The 16,762-nt window shown below is 69.3% G+C and carries 16 protein-coding genes and 1 pseudogene; 10 read left to right on the top strand and 7 right to left on the bottom strand.

Going from position 1 to position 16,762, the window contains the following annotated elements:
- Positions 1–13: 13 nt before the first annotated feature.
- Positions 14–2,137, bottom strand: coding sequence for an AAA family ATPase (locus A5695_RS08085; RefSeq protein WP_068079799.1), 2,124 nt, complete (start codon positions 2,135–2,137; stop codon positions 14–16).
- 60 nt (positions 2,138–2,197) lie between these two features.
- Between A5695_RS08085 and A5695_RS08080 the strand changes: the two genes are divergently transcribed.
- The 7 genes from A5695_RS08080 (at position 2,198) to A5695_RS08050 (ending at position 7,903) form a co-directional block, all read left to right on the top strand.
- Positions 2,198–2,740 (top strand): TIGR00730 family Rossman fold protein, encoded by a 543-nt coding sequence (locus A5695_RS08080; protein WP_068079797.1) that lies wholly within the window; start codon positions 2,198–2,200, stop codon positions 2,738–2,740.
- 71 nt (positions 2,741–2,811) lie between these two features.
- Positions 2,812–4,596 (top strand): long-chain-acyl-CoA synthetase FadD6, encoded by a 1,785-nt coding sequence (fadD6, locus tag A5695_RS08075; protein WP_068079795.1) that lies wholly within the window; start codon positions 2,812–2,814, stop codon positions 4,594–4,596.
- Positions 4,597–4,690: 94 nt separating this feature from the next.
- Positions 4,691–5,566: a dihydropteroate synthase gene (gene folP, locus A5695_RS08070; protein WP_068079793.1), complete on the top strand. Its 876-nt coding sequence runs from the start codon at positions 4,691–4,693 to the stop codon at positions 5,564–5,566.
- Positions 5,563–6,558, top strand: coding sequence for a glucosyl-3-phosphoglycerate synthase (locus A5695_RS08065; protein WP_068079791.1), 996 nt, complete (start codon positions 5,563–5,565; stop codon positions 6,556–6,558). The genes folP and A5695_RS08065 overlap by 4 nt, the downstream gene beginning before the upstream one ends.
- Before the next feature lie 50 nt (positions 6,559–6,608).
- Positions 6,609–6,956 carry a DivIVA domain-containing protein gene (locus A5695_RS08060; protein WP_068079790.1) on the top strand — a complete coding sequence of 116 codons (348 nt, stop codon included), beginning with the start codon at positions 6,609–6,611 and terminating at the stop codon, positions 6,954–6,956.
- A gap of 2 nt (positions 6,957–6,958) precedes the next feature.
- Positions 6,959–7,537, top strand: a complete 579-nt coding sequence (locus A5695_RS08055; RefSeq protein WP_068079788.1) for a DNA-3-methyladenine glycosylase I — start codon at positions 6,959–6,961, stop codon at positions 7,535–7,537.
- Positions 7,538–7,729: 192 nt separating this feature from the next.
- On the top strand, positions 7,730–7,903 hold the full coding sequence (locus A5695_RS08050) for a DUF3117 domain-containing protein (RefSeq protein WP_003878471.1): 174 nt from the start codon (positions 7,730–7,732) through the stop codon (positions 7,901–7,903).
- A gap of 23 nt (positions 7,904–7,926) precedes the next feature.
- On the opposite strand, the gene glgA is transcribed toward A5695_RS08050, so the two are convergent.
- Positions 7,927–9,090 (bottom strand): glycogen synthase, encoded by a 1,164-nt coding sequence (glgA, locus tag A5695_RS08045; RefSeq protein WP_068079818.1) that lies wholly within the window; start codon positions 9,088–9,090, stop codon positions 7,927–7,929.
- Between the two features lie 149 nt (positions 9,091–9,239).
- Between glgA and glgC the strand changes: the two genes are divergently transcribed.
- The gene (gene glgC / locus A5695_RS08040; RefSeq protein ID WP_068079786.1) at positions 9,240–10,454 is read left to right on the top strand and encodes a glucose-1-phosphate adenylyltransferase; all 1,215 of its coding nucleotides are present in this window, start codon (positions 9,240–9,242) and stop codon (positions 10,452–10,454) included.
- Between the two features lie 370 nt (positions 10,455–10,824).
- Here glgC and A5695_RS08035 read toward each other — a convergent pair whose 3' ends face one another.
- The 5 genes from A5695_RS08035 to A5695_RS08015 form a co-directional block, all read right to left on the bottom strand.
- Positions 10,825–11,499, bottom strand: a complete 675-nt coding sequence (locus A5695_RS08035) for an isoprenylcysteine carboxylmethyltransferase family protein (RefSeq protein ID WP_068079784.1) — start codon at positions 11,497–11,499, stop codon at positions 10,825–10,827.
- 7 nt (positions 11,500–11,506) lie between these two features.
- Entirely contained in the window at positions 11,507–13,150 is a 1,644-nt protein-coding gene (locus A5695_RS08030) for an ABC transporter permease (protein ID WP_156749515.1), read from the bottom strand.
- Entirely contained in the window at positions 13,147–14,061 is a 915-nt protein-coding gene (locus A5695_RS08025) for an ABC transporter ATP-binding protein (RefSeq protein ID WP_068079780.1), read from the bottom strand. Before A5695_RS08025 ends, A5695_RS08030 begins: the two co-directional genes overlap by 4 nt.
- The gene (locus A5695_RS08020; protein WP_068079778.1) at positions 14,051–14,689 is read right to left on the bottom strand and encodes a TetR/AcrR family transcriptional regulator; all 639 of its coding nucleotides are present in this window, start codon (positions 14,687–14,689) and stop codon (positions 14,051–14,053) included. The genes A5695_RS08025 and A5695_RS08020 overlap by 11 nt, the downstream gene beginning before the upstream one ends.
- A 251-nt stretch (positions 14,690–14,940) precedes the next feature.
- Positions 14,941–15,609 carry an O-methyltransferase gene (locus tag A5695_RS08015; RefSeq protein ID WP_068079776.1) on the bottom strand — a complete coding sequence of 223 codons (669 nt, stop codon included), beginning with the start codon at positions 15,607–15,609 and terminating at the stop codon, positions 14,941–14,943.
- Positions 15,610–15,811: 202 nt separating this feature from the next.
- Between A5695_RS08015 and sigE the strand changes: the two genes are divergently transcribed.
- Together sigE and A5695_RS27375 are read left to right on the top strand one after the other, a co-directional pair.
- Positions 15,812–16,579: an RNA polymerase sigma factor SigE gene (gene sigE / locus A5695_RS08010; RefSeq protein WP_068079774.1), complete on the top strand. Its 768-nt coding sequence runs from the start codon at positions 15,812–15,814 to the stop codon at positions 16,577–16,579.
- Between the two features lie 105 nt (positions 16,580–16,684).
- Positions 16,685–16,762: pseudogene (locus A5695_RS27375) on the top strand (RNA polymerase subunit sigma-70); the annotation flags it as partial.

Below are 16,762 nucleotides of genomic sequence, written 5' to 3'. Positions count from 1 at the left end.
ACTCGGCGGCTGGTCAGCCGCCGCATCGCTGGGCCTGCGCGGCGGCGTCGGCGGCCGCCGCGCGCATCCCCACCGCGGCCAGGTCGTCCGACACCGCCAGCAGCGCCGCACCGTCGCCGGCCGCCAGCGCCTGCGCATGGGCGAGCGCGAGTTTTCCTGCTGTGCAGTCGATCTCGTCGCATAGCCGGACCAGGGGATCGGCCGCGCGGGTGTCGCCGAGCCGCACGGCCTCATGCCACACGCGCATCGCCACCGCTTGCTGGCCACCCCGCTCGGCCATCCGGGCGGCGTCACGGACGGCGGCCACCGCACCGGGCCCGTCGCGCATCGAGGCCAGCCGCCACGCCCGCGCGACACCTAGCTCCGGCGCGAACAGCGCCGACTTGGTTCCGTGCCGGGACTCGGCCCTGCCCAACGTCTTTCCCGCGGCCGCAATGTCACCCTGCTGGGCCAGGGCGGTGGCCAGCAACGTCAACGACAGCGGCCCCCACGAATAACCGGTGCGCTCCAGCGTCGCGGCCGCCGGACCCAATAGCGCTGCGGCTCGGGTGAATTCACCGTCAGCGAGCAGCACATGGGCCAGCAGCACCGCGCCGATCGCGCGACCCGGCTGCTGCAACTCGGCGAAATCGGTGAACTGCTGGGCGAGTTCCCGGGCCGCCTCGAGCCGGCCCGCCATCAACAACGCCGTGGTCTGCCCCAACCCGATGGTGAAGCGCAGCAACCCGGGATGTTCGGCGGCCAGGGCGCGCTGGGCCAGCGGCTCGACGTCGTCGAAACGCCCCTGCCGCGCAGCGCAGAGCGCCGCGGCGCTGGCTGCCCAGGCCACCGCCTGGTCGTCTGCGTCCGGCGCTGCCAGCACCTCGCCGGCGACCTTCACGGCGTGCCCGACGTTGCCCGCGTTCATCGCGAACGTGGCGCTCAGGGCGTCGAGGGTTTTGCGCGCGCCCGCGTCCGCGACCCGGTTGCGGACGGCGCGCAGAAACGCGGTGGCCCGCTCGGGCTCGCTGAGCATCCAGAACTGGTTGGCCGCGCGCAGCAGCGCCCAGTCCATGAGCGCGGCTTCGGTCAACGCGGCGGGGTCCAGGCCGGCCAACACCGCGTCGGCCTCGCGGCCGCGGCCCTGCCACCCCAGGGCGTGCGCCATCGCCAGCCGCGCCGCCAACCCGCCGGTTCGCGCCAGCGCCGAGGAGGCCAGCCGTTCGCCCAGGGCCAGGTCGCCGAGCCGCAGCGCCTGCTGCGCGGCCGCCACCACCTCGGCCGTCGGCTGCGGAGCGTCGCTGTCCACGGCCAGCGACGCCAACCGCAGCCGGTCGCTGAGGTGTTCCGGCGGATGCTGCGACAGCAGCCGCACCACCTCGGTGCGCCGTCGCCGCGCGCCGTCAGCGCCGAGCGCGCCGCGCGCCCGCGCGGCGAACAGCGGGTGGGCCGTGTACACCACCGGTTCGTCCGACTCCCCGCCGCGTGCCCGCGTCTCCACCGCCCCGCAATCGGTGGCCGCGCGAATCGCGTCCGCGCCGGTCAGGGCGCTCAGGTCGGCCAACGACAGCGGCTCCGCGACGGCCAGGTACTCCAGCACCGCCCGGGCGGCGGCAGGGATTTCGGTGAGGAACGCGTCGACCTCGGCCGGCGTGTTCGTCCCACCGGTCGGGTCGATGTCGATTCGGGGAAGCAGGCGATCGGTCCACAGCGCCGCGATGGCTTCGGGAGACGACTCGGCCCGGCCGGTGACGATCAGCCTGGCCCTGCCGGCGCGCGCCAGCTGGTACACCAAGGTTGCCGACAGGATGTCCAGGTCGTGGGCGTCGTCGACGACCAGCAGCAGATCCCCTTGGTCAGGGCCGTCCAGCGAGGCTCGGGCGGCGCGCAGCAGCGCGGCCGGCTTGCCGATGTCGGCGATCTCGACCAGGTGGCCGAAGGCGCCGAAAGGCACCGCACGCTCGGTCGGGGTGCCGGTCACCCAGCGGACGCGGTTGTCCGGGTGGTCGCGGCCGAAGTCCTCGGCGGCCATCCGGGCCAAGGTGGACTTGCCGCACCCGTCCGGGCCGAGGACGACGGCACCCCGCCCGGTCGCGAGCGCCGCGGACAACCGCTCCACGGCCGACGCGTGCTCGGGGACGTTCCATCGGATCGGCATCGCCGGATTTTATTGCGCGCCGTGTACGGCCCGCAGCAACCTTGGTCTACCTTTCGTTGTATGCGCGACTGGGCGGTGTGTGTGTACTGCGCGTCGGGCCCCGAACATCCCGAATTGCTCGCGGTCGCTACCGAACTCGGCGAGGCCATCGCCGAGCGTGGCTGGACCCTGGTGTGGGGCGGCGGCCGGGTGTCGGCGATGGGCGCGGTGGCAACCGCAGCGCGCGCCCGCGGCGGCCGTACCGTCGGCGTCATCCCCCAGATCCTGATGCGCCGCGAGATCGCCGACACCGACGCCGACGAGCTGATCGTCACCGAGACCATGCATGAGCGCAAGCAGGTCATGGAGGAGCGCGCCGACGCGTTCATCGTGCTGCCCGGCGGCGTCGGAACCCTGGACGAGTTGCTCGACTCGTGGACCACCGGCTACCTCGGCCTGCACCGCAAACCCGTCGTCCTGCTCGACCCCCTGGGGCATTACGAAGGCCTGTGGCGCTGGCTGGGCGGGTTGCTCGACAGCGGCTACGTTTCGCAGCCGGCGATGGACCGGTTGTTGCTGGTCGACAAGGTGAGCGCCGCCGTGGAGGCGTGCGCGCCCGATTGAGGGGCGCCGGCACTCCGGCTACCCCTACTAGGCTGAGCGCCGGGTTGATTACGCAGAATTGAGGGAATGACGTGGCGAATCACGACGGGGGAGCGCGCACGGCGGTCAAACTGACCGATATCGCGTCTCGGGCGCCCGGATTGCTGGCCGACATGCCGGTGATCATGCGCGGGGCGATGACCGGGCTGCTGGCCCAACCTGGTTCGAAAAAGTCGATCGGCACGGTGTTCCAGGAGCGTGCCGCCCGCTACGGCGACAGAATCTTCCTGCGCTTCGGCGATCAGCAACTGACCTACCGCGACGCCAACGCCGCCGCCAACAGGTACGCCGCGGTGCTGGCCTCGCGCGGTGTCGGCCGCGGCGACGTCGTCGCCATCATGCTGCGCAACTCGCCCAACGCGGTGCTGACGATGCTGGCCGCAGTCAAGTGCGGCGCCGTCGCCGGGATGCTGAACTACCACCAGCGCGGCGAGGTGCTGGCGCACAGCCTGGGCCTGCTGAAGGCCAAGGTGTTGATCGCCGAGACCGACCTGGCCAGCGTGGTCGCCGAGTGCGGCGGCGCCGGCGACACCGAGACGATGACCGTGGAGGACCTGGAGCGGTTCGCCGTCAGCGCCCCGGCCACCAACCCGCCGTCGGCGTCGGCCGTGCAGGCCAAGGAGACCGCGTTCTACATCTTCACCTCGGGCACAACGGGATTCCCCAAGGCCAGCGTGATGACCCACCTGCGGTGGTTGAAGGCACTCGCGGCGTTCGGGGGCATCGGGCTGCGGCTGAAGAGCTCCGACACGCTGTACAGCTGCCTGCCGCTGTACCACAACAACGCGCTGACGGTCGCGCTGTCGTCGGTGATCAACTCCGGGGCCACCCTGGCGCTGGGCGCGTCGTTCTCGGCGTCGAAGTTCTGGGACGAGGTCATCGCGGCCGAGGCGACGGCCTTCATCTACATCGGCGAGATCTGCCGCTACCTGCTCAACCAGCCGCGCAAGGCCACCGACCGCGCGCACCGGGTCCGGGTAATCGCCGGCAACGGCCTGCGGCCGGAGATCTGGGACGAGTTCACGAACCGGTTCGACATCGCCCGGGTCTGCGAGTTCTACGCCTCCAGCGAGGGCAACACCGCGTTCATCAACGTGTTCAACGTGCCGCGGACCACCGGCGTCTTCCCGATGCCGTTGGCTTACGTGGAGTACGACCCCGACACTGGTGCCCCGCTGCGCGACGACGACGGGCGGGTGCGCCGGGTGCCGCCCGGTGAACCCGGCCTGCTGCTCAGCCCGGTCAACCGGCTGCAGCCGTTCGACGGGTACACCGACAAGGAGTCGACCGAGAAGAAGTTGGTGCGCAACGCCTTCCGCGAGGGCGACGTGTGGTTCAACTCCGGTGACGTGATGAGCCCGCAGGGCATGGGGCACGCCGCGTTCGTCGACCGCCTGGGCGACACGTTCCGGTGGAAGGGCGAGAACGTCGCCACCACCCAGGTGGAGGCGGCGCTGGCGTCCGACGAGCACGTCGAGGAGTGCACGGTCTTCGGTGTGGAGATCCCCCGCACCGGTGGCCGCGCCGGGATGGCCGCGGTCAAGCTGCGCGACGGCGCGGAGTTCGACGGCAAGTCGCTGGCCGGCGCGGTGTACGGCCAGCTGCCCGCCTACGCGCTGCCGCTGTTCGTGCGGGTGGTCGACTCGCTCGAGCACACCACGACGTTCAAGAGCCGCAAGGTGGAACTGCGCGACCAGGCCTACGGTCCGGACATCAAGGACCCGCTCTACGTGCTGGCCGGCCGCGACGAGGGTTACGTGCCGTACTACGACGAGTATCCCGACGAGGTGGCCGACGGTAAGCGGCCGAAGGGCTGAGTGGCACCGAGTGTGCGGCCAGCCGCACCGTCGGCCCCCCGTCCAGTGTGCGGCTGGTCGCACACTCGCGGAGCGGACCGGGCACCATAGACGTGTGCAATCGACCTTCTGCGGCCGCCCGGTCGCGGGCGATCGCCCGCTGATCATGGCGATCGTCAACCGCACCCCCGACTCGTTCTACGACAAGGGTGCGACCTTCAGCGACGAGGCCGCCCGGTCCGCCGCGCACCGGGCCATCGCCGAGGGCGCCGATGTCATCGACGTCGGCGGTGTCAAAGCGGGCCCGGGCCAGGAGGTCGACGCCGATACCGAGATCGCCCGGTTGATCCCGTTCGTCGAGTGGCTGCGCGACGCCTACCCCGACCAGCTGATCAGCGTGGACACTTGGCGCTCCGAGGTGGCCAAGGTGGCCTGCGCGGCCGGGGCGGACCTGATCAACGACACCTGGGGCGGCATCGACCCGGGCCTGGCCGAGGTTGCCGCAGAGTTCGGGGCGGGCCTGGTGTGTTCGCACACCGGCGGCGCGCTGCCCCGCACGCGTCCGTTCCGGGTGAGTTACGGGGCCACCACCCGCGGGGTGGTCGACGACGTCATTCGCCAGGTCACCACCGCCGCCGAGCGCGCGGTCGCCCTCGGGGTGTCCCGCGACCGGGTGCTGATCGACCCGGCTCACGACTTCGGCAAGAACACTTTCCACGGACTGCTGCTGTTGCGCCACCTGAGCGATCTTGTTGCTACCGGATGGCCCGTGCTCATGGCTTTGAGTAACAAGGACTTCGTCGGGGAGACTTTGGGGGTGGAATTGACCGAGCGGCTCGAGGGCACGTTGGCGGCCACCGCGTTGGCGGCGGCCGCCGGTGCGCGGATGTTTCGCGTCCACGAGGTCGCCGCGACCCGGCGGGTGCTCGAAATGGTGGCGGCGATCCAGGGGATACGTCCGCCCACCCGCACGGTGAGGGGGCTGGCATGACGGCGTCCGACCTGTTCGCGGGTGACCTCACCGACACGGTGCTGGCCGCCCGCCCCGGCGACACCTGGCTGGCCGATCGCAGCTGGAGCCGTCCGGGCTGGACCGTCGCCGAACTCGAGGCCGCCAAGGCGGGCCGCACCATCTCAGTGGCGTTGCCGGCGCTGGACGAAGAAGAGACCATCGAATCGGTGATCGACAGCATCTCACCGCTGGTCAAAGACTCCGGGGGGCTGGTCGACGAGCTGATCGTGCTGGACTCCGGCTCGACGGACGACACCGAGATCCGCGCCGTCGCCGCCGGCGCCCGCGTCGTCAGCCGGGAGCAGGCGTTGCCCGAGGTGCCGATCCGGCCGGGCAAGGGCGAGGCGTTGTGGCGTTCGCTCGCGGCCACCAGCGGGGACATCGTCGTGTTCGTGGACTCCGACCTGATCAACCCGCACCCGATGTTCGTGCCGTGGCTGGTCGGCCCGCTGCTCACCGGCGACGGCATCCACCTGGTCAAGAGCTTCTACCGGCGCCCGCTGCGCGTCGGCGACGTGGCGGGCGCGACCGGGGGCGGACGGGTCACCGAGCTGGTGGCCCGGCCGCTGCTCGCCGCGCTGCGCCCGGAGCTGGGCGGCATCCTGCAGCCTCTCGGCGGGGAGTACGCGGCCACCCGTGAACTGCTTACGTCGGTGCCGTTCGCGCCGGGCTACGGCGTGGAGATCGGCCTGCTGCTGGACACCTTCGACCGGTTGGGCTTGGGGGCGATCGCCCAGGTCAACCTCGGTGTGCGCGCGCATCGCAACCGGCCGCTGGCCGAGCTGGGCGCGATGAGCCGCCAGGTCATCGCGACCCTGCTGTCGCGCTGCGGCGTCCCGGACTCCGGCGTCGGGCTGACCCAGTTCTTTGTCGACGACACCGAGGGTTCCGACTTTCAGGGCTATACCCAGCACACGTCGCCGGTGTCGCTCGCGGACCGGCCGCCGATGAAGGTGCTGCGGCCGCGCTAAGGCCCCGCTGCGTCATCGCGGTGTCGGTGGCATAGGGCAATATCGACGACGTGGCGTTGGTGTTGCTCTACCTGGTGGTGCTGGTGCTGGTGGCGATCGTGCTGTTCGGCGCGGCGAGTCTGCTGTTCGGGCGGGGTGAGCAGCTGCCGCCCCTACCGCGCGGGACGACCGCGACGGTGTTGCCCGCCTACGGCGTGACCGGCGCGGACGTCGACGCCGTCAAGTTCACCCAGGTGCTGCGCGGATACAAGACCAGCGAGGTGGACTGGGTGCTGGATCGGCTCGCCCGCGAGCTCGAGGCGCTGCGCGGCCAGCTGGCCGCGGTGCACGCCCCCGCGGACGCCCAGGACGAACCCGAGGCCGCGGAACCCGGGGACGCCGAGGATCGTCAGGACTAGATGTGAGCGATGACGGGCTGGTTCGGTGTGGCTGGGCGGCCATCCGGCCGGGACCCGATTTCGAGATGTACCGCGACTATCACGACCAGGAGTGGGGCCGCCCGGTGCACGACGGGGTGGCGCTGTTCGAGCGGATGAGCCTGGAGGCCTTCCAGAGCGGGCTGTCGTGGCTGATCATCCTGCGTAAACGGGAGAACTTCCGGCGCGCCTTCGCCGGCTTCGATTTCGAGCAGGTCGCCGGGTACACCGACGCCGACGTGCAGCGGCTGATGGCGGACACCGGAATCGTGCGCAACCGGGCAAAGATCGACGCGACGATCGCGAACGCCCGCGCCGCCGCCGAGCTGGGAACTCCGGCGGACCTCTCGAAGCTGCTGTGGTCGTTTGCGCCGGAACCGCGCCCTCGGCCCGCTGACGGCTCCGGAATTCCCTCGGCCACTGAGGAATCGAAGGCCATGGCGCGTGAGCTCAAGCGGCGCGGGTTCCGCTTCGTCGGGCCGACCACCGCCTATGCGCTGATGCAGGCGACCGGGATGGTCGATGACCATATCCGGGGTTGTTGGGTGCCTTCCGCCCGTTGACGACCCGGCCCGCCGACGCCCCGCTAATCCCGAGAACCGGGTCTTTGTACAACTCGTGACCTGGATAGGGAACAATAGAGGGGTGATTTGGCAGTTCGATGTCGGGTATGGCTGGAAAATCGCTGGCGGGGCATGCTTGGCGCCTACCAGGTCCGCAAAGGCGGGCCAGCTCGAACCTGGAGGGAGCACTCGATGGCGGCGATGAAGCCCCGGACCGGCGACGGTCCTCTGGAAGCAACCAAGGAGGGGCGCGGCATCGTGATGCGGGTACCACTTGAGGGAGGCGGGCGACTGGTCGTTGAGCTGACGCCCGACGAAGCCGCCGCCCTCGGTGACGAACTCAAGGGTGTCACGAGCTCCAGCTGAACGCGCGCCGGCGGACGGCTGCGCTACGCACACACCTTTCGGTAGATGTCCAGGGTCTGCTCGGCAACGCGGGTCCAGGAGAAGTCCTCGACGCAGCGCTGGCGTCCCGCCTCGCCGTAGCGCTTCGCCTTCCCGGGATCCGCGACGAGCGCATTGACCGCTTCGGCCAGCCTGACCTGATAACCGGTCGGATCGCCGGGGTCGTAATGCACCAGCGATCCGGTCACCCCGTCGGCGACCACCTCCGGTATCCCGCCGACGTCGGATGCCACCACCGCCGTCGCGCATGCCATGGCCTCCAGATTCACGATGCCCAGCGGCTCGTACACCGAGGGGCAGACGAACACTGTTGCCGCCGACAAGATTTCGCGCAGCTCGCCGATCGGCAGCATCTCACGGACCCAGAACACGCCGCGCCGGCTATCGGACAGCCGTTCCACCGCGAACCGCATTTCCTCGGCGATCTCCGGGGTGTCGGGCGCGCCCGCGCACAGCACCACCTGTGCCTCGGGGTCGAAGTGGTGCGCCGCCGCCACCAGGTGGGCGACACCCTTCTGCCGGGTGATCCGGCCGACGAACGCCACGATGGGCCGGTCCGGGTCGACCCCGAGCTCGGCCAGCAGCGACCCGGTTTGCGGCGGCCCGGCGGGGTGCCAGACGTCGGTGTCGACCCCGTTGCGGATGACGTGCACCAGGCTGGGGTCCAGGGCCGGGTAGACGCGCAGGATGTCTTCGCGCATCGCGGAGCTCACCGCGATGACGGCGTCCGCGGCCTGTACGGCGGTGTGCTCCACCCACGTCGAGATGCGGTATCCGCCGCCGAGCTGCTCGGCTTTCCACGGCCGCAGCGGCTCGAGCGAATGGGCCGTCAGGACGTGGGGGATGTCGTAGAGCAGCGCGGCCAGATGACCGGCCATGCCGGTGTACCAGGTGTGCGAATGCGCGACATTGGCGGCCGACGCGGCGTTGGCCATCAACAGGTCCGAGGACAACGTCGACAGCGCCGCGTTGGCGCCCTGCAGGCGCGGATCGGGCTGGTGCACGACGGCGTTGGGCCGCGGCGCGCCCATGCAGTGCACGTCGACCGCGCACAGCCGGCGCAGTTGGGCGACCAGTTCGGTGACGTGTACACCGGCTCCCCCGTAGACCTCTGGTGGGTACTCCCGAGTCATCATCGCCACCCGCATACCCGCACGGTAGTTCGCCGTCGGCGAGGCCCGCGAGTCGGGCTGGACAACCAGCTGGAAACCAAACACTTTGACGGACAGCCGCGCAGCCGATCGCCAATAGAGCGGTCCCTCTGGCAGCCGTTCGCGACGGCCGATAGGTTTGAACCATGAGGGAAGCGCCACACGTGCTGGGCATCGTCCTGGCCGGCGGTGAGGGAAAGCGGCTGTATCCGTTGACCGCGGATCGGGCCAAGCCCGCGGTTCCCTTCGGCGGCGCCTATCGGCTGATCGACTTCGTACTGTCCAACCTCGTCAATGCGCGCTACTTGAGGATCTGCGTTCTCACTCAGTACAAGTCGCATTCACTGGACCGTCACATTTCGCAGAACTGGCGGTTGTCCGGTCTGGCCGGTGAATACATCACGCCGGTGCCCGCGCAGCAGCGCCTGGGCCCACGCTGGTACACCGGCTCCGCCGACGCGATCTACCAATCGCTGAATCTGATCTACGACGAAGACCCCGACTACATAGTCGTTTTCGGCGCCGACCACGTCTACCGGATGGACCCCGAGCAGATGGTCCAGTTCCACATCGAAAGTGGGGCGGGGGCAACGGTGGCCGGCATCCGCGTGCCGCGCGCCGAGGCGAGCGCGTTCGGGTGCATCGACGCCGACGATTCGGGCCGCATCCGCGCTTTCGTGGAGAAGCCGTTGGACCCGCCCGGCACACCGGACGACCCCGGGGCGACGTTCGTGTCGATGGGCAACTACATCTTCACTACCAAGGTGCTCATCGACGCCATCCGCGCCGACGCCGACGACGACCATTCGGATCACGACATGGGCGGTGACATCATTCCGCGCTTGGTGGGCGACGGTATGGCCGCGGTTTACGACTTCAAGGACAACGAGGTCCCAGGCGCGACGGATCGCGACCGGGGTTACTGGCGTGACGTGGGGACGCTGGACGCGTTCTACGACGCGCACATGGACCTGGTCTCGGTGCATCCCGTGTTCAACCTCTACAACAAGCGCTGGCCGATCCGCGGCGAGTCGGAGAACCTGGCGCCGGCCAAGTTCGTCAACGGCGGATCGGCGCAGGAGTCGGTCGTCGGCGCCGGCAGCATCATCTCGGCCGCCTCGGTGCGCAACTCGGTGCTGTCGTCCAACGTCGTGGTCGACGACGGCGCGATCGTGGAGGGCAGCGTGATCATGCCGGGCGCCCGCGTCGGTCGGGGCGCCGTGGTGCGCCATGCCATTTTGGACAAGAACGTGGTCGTCGGCCCGGGCGAGATGGTGGGCGTGGATCTGGAGAAGGACCGCGAGCGCTTCGCGATCAGCGCCGGCGGCGTCGTCGCGGTGGGCAAGGGCGTCTGGATCTAGCCGCCTCTTTCGCGAGCTGGGGGCACCACCCGCTTGCGGGGGAACGCAAAATCGCCTGTTTGGCAGCCCAATCGTGTGATTTTGCGTCTGCTCGCAAGTAGCCGTAGCCGGCTGAAAGCAGCTGCGCGGGAGCGGGTTTCCAACGTGATACCACCGTCGGCCGACGGCCGCGGGGCGGTCGGCAGTCCGCTCCCGGGCAAATACATTGGCCGCCAACGCGTCCGCCCCGCGGTGCGTGTAGAGGCGGGCGTGGCTGGAGCCCGCGTGAGTGAACGCGCGAAAGGGAGCGCGTAGCGCAGGGCGCCGGGGCGACGCCACGGCCGATCCCTGCTGGGCGCGGGAGTGCGGGTCACGCGATCAGATTAAGCGGCTACCACACACTCGGCAGCAGCCGATAGCGGACCCGTTGCGCGTATTCGCGGTATCCCGGGAGATCCGTCTTGAGCAGCTTTTCCTCGTCGAGAATGCGCAGCACGAGAATCGCGACGCCCGGGACCACCAGCAGAAGCGCCCAGTACGAGCCCAGCGCCAGGGGCATGCCGACCATCATGATCACGTTCCCGGCGTACATCGGGTGCCTGACGAACCTGTAGAGACCGTCGGAGGCGACTTTCTGGCCGCTCTCCACCGTGATCGTCGCAGCGGCATAACTGTTCTCGATGATCACTCGCATGGCGATGGCAAGGCCGGTGGCCATCAGGATGTCGCCGAGCACGCACAGCCACACGGGCACCCTCGACCAGCCCATCCGATGATCGAACGCGCTGAATGCCATCACCATGAAGAGGGTCCCGAAGGCGGCGGCGCTGATGATCTTCTGGGCCATCCGGGTTTCCGCCCGCGGCCCCGCATGCATGCGCCGTTTCAGGGCCGCCGGATGTTTGCGCGCCAAATAGATTGTCGGAACGATCGATACGACCGTGAACAGGGCGATGAAAGCCCAGCCCTGCCAATAGCGGAAGGTGCCGGCCGGCAAGAACAGGACCAAAGCGTAGGCGGCGATTCCGAAAATCGACGATGTCGCCAGTCGAACACCGATCTTCATGACGCTCCTAAACTCGCAGATCGCGTCGTCGAAAAGCCGCGGCTCCCAGGGCGATCAGTGTGGCATCTATGACCAGCAACCACAACAGCGGCGTGGCAGTGAAATCGTCACTGACGCGCGGAATGTGGGCGAACGGCTCGAGGTCGAGCAACCACTGGGAGAAGCCGGCCAAGGAACCGATCAGGTACAAGGCGATGAACCCGACCAGAACGCCCCACGCCACGGGCGTGAATCGCGGCGCGAGCCCGAACACGGCGACGGTGACCGCGCACAACAACCAGACGGCGGGCAGCTGCACCGCCGCGCTTCCCACCACGACGGCCACCTTGCCGCCGATGTCGCCGGCGGCGGCGCCGTAGACGAGCCCGCCCGCCAGCCCGCTGAGCAGCATCGCGACCGTGGAACCGAGCAGCGCGGCCAGCACGTGGCTGGCCAGCCAACGGGTTCGCGACACCGCGCCGGCCAGCGTCGTCTCGGCGCGTTGCGCCGTCTCTTCCTGATGTAGCCGCAGCGTGAGCGAAATCGCGAATGCGGCGGCCGCCATGCCCAGCATGGTGAACGCGACGGCGATGAAAGCCTCCGCCAACGCGTTGGTGCCGCCCATCCGGACGACGATGTCGCGCGCGGCGTTGCTGTCGCCGAGCTCGTCGCCGATGCCGTGCACCACGCTGCCCATCAGGACGCCGTAGAGGCACAGGCCCACGGCCCACAGGGCGAGGGCACCGCGGTCCAGCCGCCACGCCAGCCCGAACACGTTGCCCAGTGCGGGGGCGGCCGAGCCGGGGCCGGGGCGTTCCGCGAACAGCCCGGCGCCGACATCGCGGCCCGCGAGGAGCCGGTAGGCCACCGCGGTGAGGGCGACGGTCGCCGCCAGATGCAGCAGCAGCACCGGCCAGCGGTCGCCCGCGTACGGCCGGACCTGCAGCGACCACCCCAGCGGCGAGACCCAGGACAGCGCGCCGGAACCGGCATCGCCGAGGGCGCGCAGGGTGAAGGCCGCCCCCAGGACCGCGAACGCGGCGCCGCGGGCGGACCGCGCGCTCGGCGACAGTTGCGCGGCCACCGCGGCGACGGCGGTGAACACCAGACCGGAGCAGGCCAGCGCCGCGCCGAAGGCGAGCGACCCACCGGGGGCGACGTCGGTGGTGAGCAGCCCCGCCGCGCCGATCGCACCCGTGGCGACGCTGGCCCCGAAGGACAACAGCAGGGCGGCGGTGAGGCTGGCGTAGCGCCCGACCGCGGTCGATTCGACGAGCTCCGTCCGTCCGGCCTCCTCGTCCGCGCGGGTGTGCCGGATGACGGTCAGGATGACGGCGACCGCGATCAGCAGATGAAACATCCCGGCCTTCCAAATGCCCACCGCCCCAAGGCTGTCGTTGTAGATCTGCCCGTAGAGCGCACGCTGGGCGGGGCTGGCCATGATGGAAGCCGCAAATCCGGCACGCGCCGCCTGAGAGGGGTAGACCTTTTCGATGCTGCCGACGTACACCGTTGCCAGCGGCACCGAGAGCAGCAACACCCACAGCGGCAGCGAGATCCGGTCGCGCCGGAGGTAGAGCCGCAGCATGCCCAGCGTTCCCGTGAAGTTCGGCCGCCGTTGCGGGGCTGGGTGGGCCGGGCGGCGTGGGCGATTCAAGGTTGTGGTGCTCATGATGCGGGCACCGTGTCGGCCGTGTCGTAGTGGCGCAGGAAGAGTTCCTCGAGCGTCGGCGGCTGGCTGACGAGGCTACGCACGCCCGCGTCGCCCAGCGCACGGATCAGTTCCCCGAGGCTTTCGCCGTCGACCTGTGCGCGCACGGTGTTGCCTTCGACGCTGACGTCCTCGACTCCCTTGATGCGGGTGAGGTCGCCGGGGTCGCCGGTCATTTCGGCCCTGATGGAGGTGCGGCTGAGATGCCGCATCGAGTCCAGCGAACCGCTCTCGACGGTCCTGCCGGCCCGGATGATGGTCACCCTTTCACACAGTGCTTCGGTCTCGGCCAGGATGTGGCTGGACAGCAGGATGGTGGCCCCGCGGTCGCGCGCCTCGGCGACGCATTGCTGAAAGACGTTCTCCATCAACGGGTCCAGGCCGCTACTCGGCTCGTCGAGGAGCAGCAGGCGGGCGCGAGACGAGAAAGCGGAGATCAGCGAGACTTTCTGCCGGTTGCCCTTCGAATAGGTCCGCGCCTTCTTGTGGGGGTCGAGGTCGAAGCGCTCGATCAACTCGCCGCGCCGTGTTTCGTCGATGCCGCCGCGCATGCGGGCCAGCATGTCGATGGTCTCGCCGCCGGTCAGCGTCGGCCACAGCGTGACATCGCCTGGCACATAGGCGATCTGGCGATGCAAGGCGACCGCGTCGGTCCACGGGTCGCCGCCCAGCAGCCGCACACTGCCGCCGTCCGCCTTGACCAGGCCGAGCAGGATGCGGATGGTCGTCGATTTCCCCGCGCCGTTGGGTCCCAAGAAGCCATGGACTTCGCCTTCGCGCACGGTCAGATCGAGGCCGTTCAGCGCGCGCACGGCTCCAAAGTCCTTGGTCAGTCCCCGTACTTCGATGGGGGCGACACTGTCAACTGGCATGTGATCCTCCTTGATCTTCGGCGGCCAGGAATGCGTCGTACATGGTGCGGTCCACCATCAGGCCCTCGCTGTAGATCTCGAGGGCCGGCAGGATCATTTCCCTGGCGTAATCGCGCAGGACCGCACGCAAATCCGTTGGCGTGTCGTGCATTTGCATGTAGAGCAGCAGGCTGCCGCCTCCCGTGATGCCGAGATACTTGGCCCTGGCCTTCGGATCACGGCTGGGCTTTATCGTCCCCGCCCGCACGCCCTCTTCCATGTACTCTTCGGCGTTGTCAATCATCCTCTGCCACAACATCTTCGCCAGGTCGCCACCTGTCTGCATGCTGCGCAACACGTAGGCGGTCAGCGGGGCGAACTCCTCGATCTCGGCGAGCTGCGCGAACCAGGTGGCGGGGTCATTGGACCTCATGGCCTCCGATTTGGTGCTGCGGATCTGTTCGGCGATGTACTCGTCGCAGGCCTTGCGCAGGCCTTCCTTGGAGCCGAAGTGGTGGATGACCAGCGCGGCGCTCACCCCCGCGGCTTCGGCGATGGCCCTTACCCCCACTCCGAAGCCGTGCTGTCCGAACTGCTCGATGGCCGCGTCGCGGATTCGAGCGGTTGCCGTCAGGTCGGCTGAACGCATGTTCAGTACACTAAACGTGCGTTCAGTCGTGAGTCAAGGCGATATCGCGTGAAGAATTTCGTGAATCGGGCTCGTGGCGATCGCAAGCGCGGTGTCGCCGGGCGCGGCGGGTCGCCACCATGGGGCTCGTGGCGATCGCAAGCGCGGTGTCGCCGGGCGCGGCGGGTCGCCACCATGGGGCCGTGGCGATCGCAAGCGGGTCGCCACCATGGGGCCGTGGCGATCGCAAGCGCGGTATCGCCGCGATCGATCTAGTCGCGCACCGCGGCCAAAATGCCGTCGCCAAGCGGCACCAGGGCGGGCGTGAGCCGCTCGTCCTCGGCGATGAGCCGCGCCGCCTCCCGGACCGCGACCACTTCGGCGTCGCGGGCGGCCGGGTCGCCGGCACGCCCGCCGAGGGCGGCCCGATGCACCACGATGACGCCGCCGGATCGCAGCAGCCGCACGCCCTCCATGACGTAATCGGGCTGATCGACCGGGTCGGCGTCGACGAACACCAGGTCGTAGGAATCGTCGGCCAGCCGGGTGAGGACCTCTTGGGCGCGGCCGCTGATCAACCGGGTGCGCGACGGCCCGATGCCGGCTTCGGAGAAGGCCTGTTTGGCGAGCCGCAGGTATTCGGGCTCGATGTCGATCGTCGTCAGGACGCCGTCGTCGCTCATGCCCGAGAGCAACCAGAGCCCGCTGACCCCGGCGCCGGTACCCACCTCCGCCACGGCCTTGCCGCCGCTGAGCTTGGCCAGCAGGCTCAGTAGTGCGCCCACCGCCGGCGTCACCGCGCCCGCTCCGATGTCCACGGCGCGCTCGCGAGCGGCCGCTAGCAGTGCGTCCTCGGAGATCGATCCCTCGGCGTGCGCGAAGAGGGATTCGGCTCGACTGGGCGCCGGCTGGCCGGGGGTGTCTGCGTCGGTGCCGTCCATGCCCGCAGCGTATTCCACTTCGGTGCGCCTCCCGTCATGGCGCGCCTAAGTCGCGCCGCTACGACACGCCCGGCAAAGCCGTTGCGTTTAACTTCACCCTGCGGCGGATATTTCCTGCACAGCGCTGGTAACGAGATGGTTTCTCAGGCTGAGCTCAGACTGTTCATATATCGCGCATACGCCCATACGCGACGGTGTCCCTATGGATCGCGGAGCGGGTGGGACCGGGAATACGGACTGGCGGCTGCGTGTTGCCGCCGGTGACGACTTGTCGCTTTGTGACAGGACCGATTCGGAGGATCTGATCATCACCACGCTTTTGGGCCCGACCAGCATGTCGCACCCGCAGGACTGCCCCGCCGACGAGTGGGTGGAGCCCTCCGACGGCTTGCAGGGCACCGCGGTTTTCGACGCGACCGGGGACAAGTCCACGATGCCCTCGTGGGACGAGTTGGTGCGTCAGCACGCGGACCGGGTCTACCGGCTGGCTTACCGCCTCTCGGGCAATCAGCACGACGCGGAAGACCTCACGCAGGAGACCTTCATCCGGGTGTTCCGATCGGTGCAGAACTACCAGCCCGGAACGTTCGAAGGCTGGCTGCACCGCATCACCACCAACCTCTTCCTCGACATGGTGCGGCGGCGGGCCCGCATCCGGATGGAAGCGCTGCCCGAGGATTACGAGCGGGTGCCCGCCGACGAGCCGAACCCCGAGGAGATCTACCACGATTCGCGGCTCGGACCGGACCTGCAGGCCGCTCTGGATTCGCTGCCGCCGGAGTTCCGCGCCGCCGTCGTCCTGTGTGACATCGAGGGCCTTTCCTACGAAGAGATCGGCGCGACGCTGGGCGTGAAGCTCGGCACCGTGCGCAGCCGCATCCACCGCGGACGCCAGGCGTTGCGCGACTACCTGGCGGCTCATCCGCAGCCGGGCAGCGGCCGGGAAGCGTTGCACGCCGAGTCGGCCTAAGGATCATCGCTCGGGCAAGAGCCAGCGGTTTTGCGGTCTTGAAGGCGGTATTGCGCGCCCCGTCGCGCTACATTCGAGGGGTAGGCGCAACGAAAGGACCCGGTGATGCCCGATCGAGGACATCTCTTCCGTCGTGCGTTCTCCTGGCTTCCCGCCCAGTTCGCTTCCCAGAGCGCTGCCCCC

Source organism: Mycobacterium sp. E1747 (genome assembly GCF_001667775.1).
Classification (GTDB): Bacteria; Actinomycetota; Actinomycetes; order Mycobacteriales; family Mycobacteriaceae; genus Mycobacterium.
The sequence above is the reverse complement of the archived record's forward strand: the minus strand, read 5'-3'. Positions and strand labels throughout refer to the sequence as shown.